The following is a 10,682-nucleotide window of genomic DNA, read 5'->3' on the forward strand; positions in this document are numbered from 1 at the left end:
AAATAGCGTTCCAGTTCCACTTGAGTTGAAATTCACGAAAGCTCTTGCTGGTCGTCAACTTAAAGCTAACGAATTTGAATTTGTTCTTGAAAAAGACGGCGTTGAAGTCGAACGTGTGAAGAACGACGCAACTGGTAAAATCAACTTCAAGAAACTTGAGTTTGGTAACGATGATCTAGGTAAGACTTACAACTACACTGTACACGAAGTTACAGGTTCAGACGCAACGGTGACATACGATACAATGGTTGCGACTGTAAGGGTTTCAATCTCTCATGATGGTACAGCGAAAGCAATCGTGAAGAATGTTGTAGACGCACCAGATAAAGAGTTTAACAATAAGGTGAAACCACCTGAAGAACCTAAGTTCAATCCAGAAAAATACGTTGTTTCTACAGAAAAATTCGATATCACAGGCGACAAGTTGGTTGACGATGATTCTGAATTGACAGACAAGTATGGTGATACAAACGCTAATCCATATGCGGATGGTACAGCCAACAATGAACCAGAAAACTTGAATACGAAGACAGTGAAACCAGGCTCTAAATTGGTTTACCAAGTATGGTTGGATACAACACAATTTAGCGCAACCAACACTGAAAATATTCAAACAGTCGGCATCACAGATAACTATGATGAAGCTAAATTGGATGTGAACTCAATCAAGGTTTACGATAGTGTGACAGGTGCAGATGTTACTTCTAAGTTTGATATCGCAAACACTGGTGGCGTGATTACAGCGACCCTTAAAGCTGGCTTCACGAAATCACTAGGAGATGCCAACAACACTCAAATCATTGATACAACTAAGTTTGCATTTGGTCGTTACTATAAATTTGATATTGTGACAACCGTGAAAACGGATGCCCCAGCAGGAAAAGATATCGAAAATACAGCTGGTCAAATTGTTCACTACTACAACCCAAGAACCAACACAGTTGAAAAACCAGAAAAACCAACTGAAAAACGTGTAAATAGCGTTCCAGTTCCACTTGAGTTGAATTTCACTAAGAAACTTGATGGTCGTCAACTTAAAGCTAACGAATTTACATTTGTTCTTAAGAAAGATGGCGTTGAAGTAGAACGTGCGAAAAATGATGCTCCTGATGCAACTACCGGTATCGCTAAGATTAACTTCACGAAACTTGAATTTGGTAAGGATGATATTGGCAAGACTTACAATTATACAGTGGAAGAAGTTAAAGGAACAGATTCAACAGTGTCTTACGATGGCATGGTTGCAACAGTAAGGGTTTCAATTTCTCATGATGGTACGGCAAAAGCAATCGTGAAGAATGTTGTAGACGCACCAGACAAAGAGTTCGATAACCGTGTGACACCACCAGAAGAACCTGAGTTTAAACCAGAGAAATATGTTGTTAGAGATGAAGACTTTGATTTAACTGGTAAGAAACTTTTGGATGATGATTCTGAGTTAGCTGATAAATACGGCGATACTAAGATTAATCCTTACGCAGATAAATCTAATAATAATGAAAAAGTTACTGTCCGTAATGATAAGGGTGAGTTGGAAGAAGTCTTTGAGAACCTCAATACTCAGCCTGTTAAACGTGGTCAGAAATTCTACTATCAAGTTTGGCTTGATACAACTCAATTTAGTGCTAACAATAAAGAAAATATCCAAACTGTTGGTATCACAGACAATTATGATGAATCAAAATTGATTGTGACTAAAAACACTATTAAGGTTTATGATGGTGAGACTGGTGCAGATGTGACGTCTAAGTTTGACGTTGCTGTTACTAACGGTATTATCACTGCAAACTTGAAATCAGGCTTTACGAAGTCACTAGGTGATGCAAATAATACTCAAGTTATTGATACAACTAAGTTTGAATTTGGTCGTTACTACAAAGTAGTTATACCTGCTACAGTTAGTCAAGATGCTTACGATGGTTCTGAAATCGAAAATACTGCGACACAAACGGTTCATTATTATAACCCAAGAACGCATACAGTTGAGACTCCAGATAAGCCAACGCAAAAACGTGTGAACAACATTCCAACAGCTATTCAGCTAATCTTTGGTAAGACACTTAATGGTCGCAAATTGCAAGCAGATGAATTTAGCTTTGTCTTGAAAGATAAAGAAACTAATAAGATTCTTGAGAAGGCTAAGAATGATGCAGATGGTAAAGTTACCTTCAAGACAATCAACTATTCAAAAGCTGATATTGGTCAAACATTTAACTATATTGTTGAAGAAGAGAAAGGTGACAAACCAGGTGTTACTTATGATGATATGAAGGTTAACGTGACTGTTCAAGTTATTCAGCCTTCTTCTGGTGATCAGTTGTCAACAGTTATCTCTTATGCTACTGAAGGTGGAGATGCCTTTACTGCGGATGATACAGTATTTGACAATAACGTAACACCAAACTTCAAACCAGAGAAGTATGTTGTTTCTAAAGAAAAATTTGATCTTAAGGGCACAAAACTTCTCGATGATGATGCGCCTAACGGTAAGGTTGAAGCTGAAAACTTGAATCACCATACACTTACTCGCGGTCAGAAATTCTACTACCAAGTATGGCTTGATACTCGTGAATTTACAGCTGAAAGCAATATTCAATCAGTAGGAATCACAGATGACTATGATGAAGCTAAACTTGATATTGATGAGTCAGCAATCAAGGTTTATGATGGTGAAACAGATGTTACTGATAAATTCAAAATTTCAATCAAAAACGGTGTCATCTACGCAACTTCTAAAGCGGAATTGACTAAACCTATTAGTGCAACTGATGCGACTCCAGTTATTGATACGACTAAGTTTGCCTTTGGACGTTACTATAAATTTGATATCCCAGCAACTGTTAAAAATATTAAAGACAATGACGGTGTTGAGTTTAGTAATACGGCCAATGAAATTGTTCATCAATACAACCCTTACAATAAGCAAGTTACAACTCCTAAAAAACCAACTCAAACACGTGAAAATAACGTTCCAGTTCCACTTGAGTTCAACTATACTAAGAAACTTGAAGGACGTGAGTTGACTGCAGGTGAGTTCAGCTTCTTATTGAAAGACCAAGATGGAAAAGTCCTTCAAACTGTATCAAATGATAAAGACGGCCACATCAAGTTTGAACAACTCTTGTTCAGCAAAGCTGATCTTGGTAAGACATTTACTTATACTGTAGAAGAAGTCAATGACAATAAACCTGGTATTTCTTACGATGCTATGAAAGCAACGGTGACAGTACAAGTAACTAAGGATGGTAAAATTCTTAAGACTGTCGTTAATCATGCTTCAGCAGGTGGAAATGCTACAGATGCTAACGACAAAGAGTTCAACAACAAGGTGGTTCCACCAGAAAAACCTAAGTTCCAACCAGAGAAATATGTTGTAAACCAAGAGAAATTTGACATTACTGGTGATAAACTCGTTGATGATGATAAAGAGTTGGCAGACAAGTATGCGGATACTAATGCGAACCCATACGTAGACAAGACAGACAACAACGAGAAAGAAAACTTGAATACTAAGACTGTGAAACGTGGCGATAAATTGGTTTACCAAGTATGGCTTGATACAACTAAATTTGACGCAAACAACAAGGATTATATTCAAACCGTTGGTATCACTGATAACTACGATGAGAAGAAACTTAATGTTAACCAATCAGATATCAAAGCATACGATGGTAAAACTGGTAAAGATGTTACAGCAATGTTCGATATCAAGGTTGAAAACGGTGTGATTACAGCCAACCTTAAAGATGGCTTCACTAAGTCACTTGGTGATAAAGATAATACCCAAATTATCGATACAACTAAGTTTGCCTTTGGTCGTTACTATAAGTTTGACATTCCGGCAATTGTTAAAGACAGTAAGAATGAAAAAGGTGAGTTTGACGTACCTTCTGGTTCAGATATTGAAAACACAGCGGGACAAACAGTTCACTACTACGACCCAACAGTTAAGAAGGTCGTGAAAACACCTGAAAAACCAACTGAAAAACGTGTTGTTAACATTTCAGCTAGTGTTACGTTTGAATTCACTAAAAAACTAGAAGGTCGTGACCTTAAGGCTGGTGAGTTTAGCTTTGTACTTAAGGATAGAAAAGGTAAAGTGATTGAAACTGTAAGCAATGATGCTGACGGTAAGATTAAGTTCTCAGCACTTGAGTACAAACATGGTGAAGAAGGTATCCACTTCTACACGGTTGAAGAAGTGAAAGGTAATGATACTACAGTAACTTACGATAAGATGGTAGCTAAAGTTACTGTTTTGGTAGCTAAGGGTGGTAACGTTATGACAGTAACTTCTAAATTGCCAGAAGATACTGAGTTCAACAACATTGTAACGCCACCGACACCACCAACTCCGGTGGTGCCACCAGTTACACCACCGACACCACCAACTCCAGTGGTGCCACCGGTTACACCACCAACACCACCAACTCCAGTGGTGCCACCAGTTACACCGCCAACACCACCAACTCCAGTGGTGCCACCGGTTACACCACCGACACCACCAACTCCAGTAGTACCACCAGTTACACCACCGACATCTCCAGAAGTATCTAGAGAACAGGGTCTTCCTAAGACTGGTGAGAACAAGTCTGTAGTAGCAATGGCATTCGGAGGACTCCTTGCGGCAGCTGGACTTGGTTTGGCAGGAAAACGAAAAAAAGAAGACTAAGATAATAATAGGCGTAAAAATAAGATAGTTAGTAAGATTATTTCAGTTTTCAAGAAGAGAGGCTTGACCGAATAAGGTCAGGCTTCTTTTTGTTCGGCACTTAAAAATATCGTAAGTGACCAATAATGAAGTCAATTAAGAAGTTCCAAAGTCTTTATGGGCTGTGGAACTTTTTTATAATTAGCTAACTTATTACATGGACATGTGTGAGGAGGGTGATCTGATTGTTTCTCTCACAAGAGATGAGCAGATTCAAATTGATATTAACTTCTTCATGACAGTAGATTAGTACTTTCAAATAAAATATATTATGAATGATGTGGGTAATGGTAGAAGCTGATAAAAGACTTTGAGCTATTGTCTATTTAGTTATGGTGAATTTGATAATCTTGCAGTCACAATAGAAGCATCTTATCTAGGGGCTACACCATCATTTTTTGATTGAGAAATCAGAAAAAATCAAAGTTTAAGTTCTCTTATGAACTTTCAATAGACTATCATTACTCATTTTATGATTAAGATGATGGGAGGTAGAAGTTTCATAGAAGCAATAGGGAGCGACATTAAAGATAACATCTAGTAGTCCGATTAGTTAACAGTATTGGAAAGGGAGGAGACTTTCTGATAGTTGCTTTGTAATTGGGTACTCAAAGATCTCTTATAAGATAGAAATGTATTACTAGTACTATTTGAGTATTGAAATTATTTCGTAATATCGTTGGTTATTCTTTCATTTGTATTTGAATAAGATACTAGTAGGCATAATTTTTCTCACAGGTTTTGTTATCTTTTGATTTTTTGAAGTTAGAAAATACTAGGACTCATTCTCTATTAATCCTAACTTATGAGACTCTTTTTTAAGTTGAATACTAGTATGCTAAACAGGTGAGAGCAATTATGGATGTTGGATTGTTGCAAACTTTCTTTAAGATTTTACTAGTGTTAATGAAGAAATACTGTTAAACGAAGAAGATGTTAGTATTATTTTAGACGGATAAAGTTATTCTAAGGTTAGGACTAGATGTATATGCCATTTTCATTAAAGATAAAAATATCTATATGAGTGTAAAAGGGAAAGAAATGAGAGGTTGTGTGCGTATATTGCCATTATTATGGATTAAAGTGAGAATAATATAGTGTATATTATAAGATGTTAATTTATTTTTATAATATTATTTCTTTCGGATTATAGGTTTAAATTACTATTTTTAGAACTTACTTCTGTTTATATATGGTGATTCAAGTATTTATGGAACATGAGATGGGTTTGGAATCTTTGACGCTTTTATTAGAAAATAACAAATGAAATCCGAGTTAATTTATTTTAGAAAAGCGTAATTTATATAATGAAATATTAGAAAACAGTAGTTGTCGCCTTATTTTAGAAAACGCTTAACATGTTATAAATAAAAGGTTTCTAACGTTTTTATGTTTTTTGTAAATAACGTTACTCTTACAATTGTCAGATAACTAAACTTTTTTTAAAAAACATTATTTAATCACTTGACTCTAAATTGTCAGAATGTTAGAATGAAAAAGAATCATGGATATGAGGGGAATTAACTTATAATCATGTATCTATAACTAACTATTTTTTTAGAGGGAGACTTAAACATGAAAGACATTTTCAACAGGCGCCAGCGCTTTTCATTGCGTAAATATTCATTTGGTGTCGCTTCAGTCTTGTTGGGGACGGCACTCTTTGCTGCTCACACTGCACAGGCTGATGAAGTCGTAGCATCTGATGCTTCTTCATCAAACCCTGGTTCATCAGTTGAGGGCGAAAGTTCTTCAGAACTGGTTGAGACGAATACAGCATCAACAGCTCAAGCAGATCCTACTGCAGCTGTATCTTCAACTGAGGCAACTGCGTCAACATTTAACTTGACGCCAGAAGCTTCAACAACAGATAAGGTTGCCGCAGAGGCAACTGACAAACAAGCTACAGAAACTGCGAAACCAGAAGCTTCTAAACCAGCTTCAGAGGCTGCAAAGCCAACAGAAAAAGCTACTTCAGAAGCAGCTAAGCCAGCTACAGTAGCATCAACAGCTACAGCCAGCAACAATGTTGAAACACCAGCTTCAACAAGAACAGCTTCAAACACTTCAGCTACAGCATCAACAACTGCTCCAGCAACTGAAAATACTGAAGCAGCCGAAACCGCAGCAGAAGCTACAAGTGTTAGCCCACGTGTTACAGCAAATACTTATTCTGTAAGATCTGCTGCAGACCGTAGTGCAACACTTGACCGTGCTGCTAGTGATATCACAAATGCTGGTGCTTTGGCAACAAGTCGTAGCCGTCGTCGTAATACACGTGCTTTGACAGATCACAACTATGAGGCGGTCTCTGTAGAAACTCACCTTAAAGATGGTGAAAAAGCTACTCCAGATATGACAGATCCTAATGGTGCAACTGTTCGATCTCAAACAGTGCCATCGGGCTACCAAGCTAAAGAAGGTGACTACTATACTTATAGTATCGTAGATCTTACTAATTTCAACAAACGTTACCATACAAATTACTATACACGTGCTTACAAGAGATTTGATGCTTCAACAGATACTACTGTTGAATTGGTTGACAAGAACACTGGTAATGTAGTAGAAACAAGAACCGTATCAGCTTCTAGTGGTATTCAAAAATTTACGACTACCAAAGCAGCCTCTAATGGGGAGTTAACTTGGCAAGTAGATTACGATAAAGGTTTAGGTGCTGGACCAGGGAAGACAGATTCACCGTTTATCCAACTTGGATATGAAGTTGGTCCAAGTATCAAGGCTTTAGTTGCTCCAGGACACAATCTAACTCCTACAGAACAAGCTTTATATGATGCAGTTTATGCTGCGCGTAATTCAACGGATATCATCAACGTTGTAGAACCAGCATATAATGGTCGTACTATTACAGATACGAATGCTAAAATTCCATTATTTGTTCAAAAATCAACTTACTATAGAGTAGTCGATAGAAATAATGCTTCATTTAATGCGAATAAAACAGATAAAACTGTTCAAGATTATGTACCAAATGGTAATGAAGTAACATTAGCCAACTACACGCTGAAAGCGATGGAAGGACAACACTTTACAGCATCTGGTGAACGTCAATTTGATGGTTACAAACTTTATCAAACAGCTACTCCAGATTCAACAACTGGTTATGTTAGCCGTCCTTATACAGTTGGTACCAAGTTTATGGATGCTGATCGTGCTGGAATAAAACGTATCAAAGAAATTGTTGGAGAAGATGGATCTGTTGTCATTCGTGTTTACTTATTAGATCCAAGACAACAAAACAAACGTTCTGATGGTACATTGAACACTGATGGCTATATGTTGCTAGCAGAAACCAAGCCTATTAAACCAGGTGATTATAACAAAGAAGAGTTGGTTGTTAAGAAAACACCACTTAAAACGATTGCACACACTGTAACTGATCCAAGAACAGGGGCAAAAACGAACTATCCAAATGGTAAGGACGTTCCATTTGATTTCCAAAGAGATGCTTCTTACACTCCGTATAAGACAGTATTTGTACCATTCTTGGGAGATAATATCGGTCACCTTTCTCCAAACGCACAATTAGAGCGTGGAGTAGGAGGTATTGGTACTAACGTTGACTTGCTCAACTCTTTGACGCCATACAAGCCAACAGTCTACTACTATGTGAAGTCAGAACCTGTAACAGTGACTCCAGAAGTTGAAAAACAACTTGAAGGACGCACACTTGTTAATGGTGAATTTAGCTTTAAGATTAAAGAAGAGCAAGCTAACAAATCAGTTCCTTCATATGAAGAAACAGTAACTAACCAAAATGGTAAAGCTACATTTAGTAAATTAACATTTAACAAAGCTGGAGTATACACTTACACAATTACTGAGGTTAAAGGCTCAGATACAAACGTCGATTATGATGCAATGACTGTTACAATGACAGTTACTGTAACTGAGAAAAATGCTGCTGGTGATTTGCAAGCTTCAGTTAAATACAGTGCTGAAGGTGGATTCAAATCAAGTGCAGATGATAAAATTTTCAACAACTACGTTGTAGCTCCAGTTAAAACTAAGTTCGACTTTAGTAAGGCTCTTGCAGGTCGTACTCTTAAAGAAGGCGAATTTACATTTGCTCTTAAAGATTCAACTGGTAATGTTCTTCAGACCAAGAAAAACAGCGCTAGTGGTGTTATTGCCTTTGATGACTTGACATTTGATAATACTCAAGTTGGTACTCACAAGTATACTGTAGAAGAAGTTATCCCAGATAATAAAGAAGCTGGTATGACTTACGATACAATGAAAGCTGAAGTAACAATCACTGTTACTAAGGAAGGCCACGTTCTTAAAGCAACTAACATTCTTCCAGCAGATACAGAATTCAATAACACATTCACACCAGGTGCGGTTAAAGTTAACCTTGACTTTGATAAATCACTTTCAAATGGTACTTTGAACGCAGGTGACTTTAGCTTCACGTTGACTGGTGATAACAATGTTAATGAAACTGTAACCAACAAAGCTAACGGTAAGATTAACTTTAGCGAATTGTCATTTGACCATGAAGGTGTCTACAACTACACTGTTAAAGAAGTGAAAGGCAACAATGCCGATGTAGACTACGATGAAATGACTATCGCAGTTAAAGTAACGGTTACTAAAGATGCTACTACAGGTCTTTTGGCTGCTAAGACTGAAATGACTTCAACAGGTGGTGAAGCAACTGGTACTGATGACAAGATCTTCAACAACCACGTTGTAGCTCCTGTAACTGCTCAATTTGACTTCAGCAAAGCTCTTGCAGGTCGTAACTTGAAAGCTGGCGAATTTAGCTTCGTATTGAAAGACAAAGATGGTAAAGTCCTTCAAACAAAACAAAATGATGCCAACGGTAAAGTTAAATTTGATGCCTTGACATTTACAAATGCTCAAGTTGGTAACCATAAGTACACTGTAGAAGAAGTTCGAGGAACTGAAGCAGGTATGACTTATGACCCAATGAAAGCTAACGTAACAGTTACGGTTACTAAGTCAGGTCATGCGCTTACTGCTGTTGCAACTCTTCCAACTGATACAGAATTCAACAATACCTTCACATCAGCTCCTACTCAAGCTCAATTCAAGTTCACTAAACGTCTTGAAGGTAAAGCGCTCACAGCAGGTGCCTTCGAGTTTGAATTGCTTGAAAACGGCAACGTTATTCAAACTAAGAAAAATGCAGCAGATGGTTCAATCACATTTGATGCTATTGAATACAGTGCTGAAGGTGAACACACTTACACTGTGCGTGAAAAAGCTGGTAACGATACAAACATCGATTACGATACTATGAACGCAGAAGTGAAAGTTAAAGTTACTAAAGATGCTACTACAGGTCTCTTGAGTACTGCTGTTACAATGCCTGAAGACACAGAGTTCAACAACTATGTAGTTTCTCCAGTTGTAACTAAGTTTGACTTCACTAAGAAATTGGCAGGTCGTGAACTTAAAGCTGGTGAATTTAGCTTCGTATTGAAAGATGCTGCTGGTAACGTCGTTGAAACAGTTAAAAATGATGCTGCTGGTAACGTAACCTTCTCAGAATTGTCATTCGACAATACTAAAGTTGGTACACACACTTACACTGTAGAAGAAGTGATTCCTGAAAACAAAGAATTCGGAATGACTTACGATAAGATGAAAGCTACAGTGACAGTTGAAGTTGCTAAGAACGGTCACACATTGACTACTGTTACAAACGTTACATCAACTGGTGGTGTAGACGCTAACGGTAACGCAACTGACGGTACTGCAGATAAAGAATTCAACAACAAAGTCACTCCTCCAGAAACTCCTGAATTCCAACCAGAAAAATTTGTCGTTTCTAAAGAGAAATTCGACATCACTGGTAACAAGTTGATGGATGATGATGATGATGTACCTGGTAACGAGTACACAGCAACAAATGCGAATCCATATGTTGATGGTGTTGCAAACAACGAACCAGAAAACTTGAATACTAAGACTGTTAAAC

2 protein-coding genes are annotated in these 10,682 nt (G+C 37.5%); both read left to right on the forward strand.

Features of this window, described 5'->3' with window-relative positions; genetic code table 11:
- Nucleotides 1-4,672: SspB-related isopeptide-forming adhesin (locus HMPREF2571_RS09525; RefSeq protein ID WP_141760083.1), on the forward strand; the 4,672-nt coding region annotated here is incomplete at its 5' end.
- 1,614 nt (nucleotides 4,673-6,286) lie between these two features.
- Nucleotides 6,287-10,682, forward strand: a 4,396-nt coding sequence (locus HMPREF2571_RS09530) for a Spy0128 family protein (protein WP_256315271.1), incomplete at its 3' end; no start/stop codon positions are given.

This window comes from Streptococcus sp. HMSC068F04 (assembly GCF_001837455.1).
Taxonomy (GTDB): domain Bacteria; phylum Bacillota; class Bacilli; order Lactobacillales; family Streptococcaceae; genus Streptococcus; species Streptococcus salivarius_D.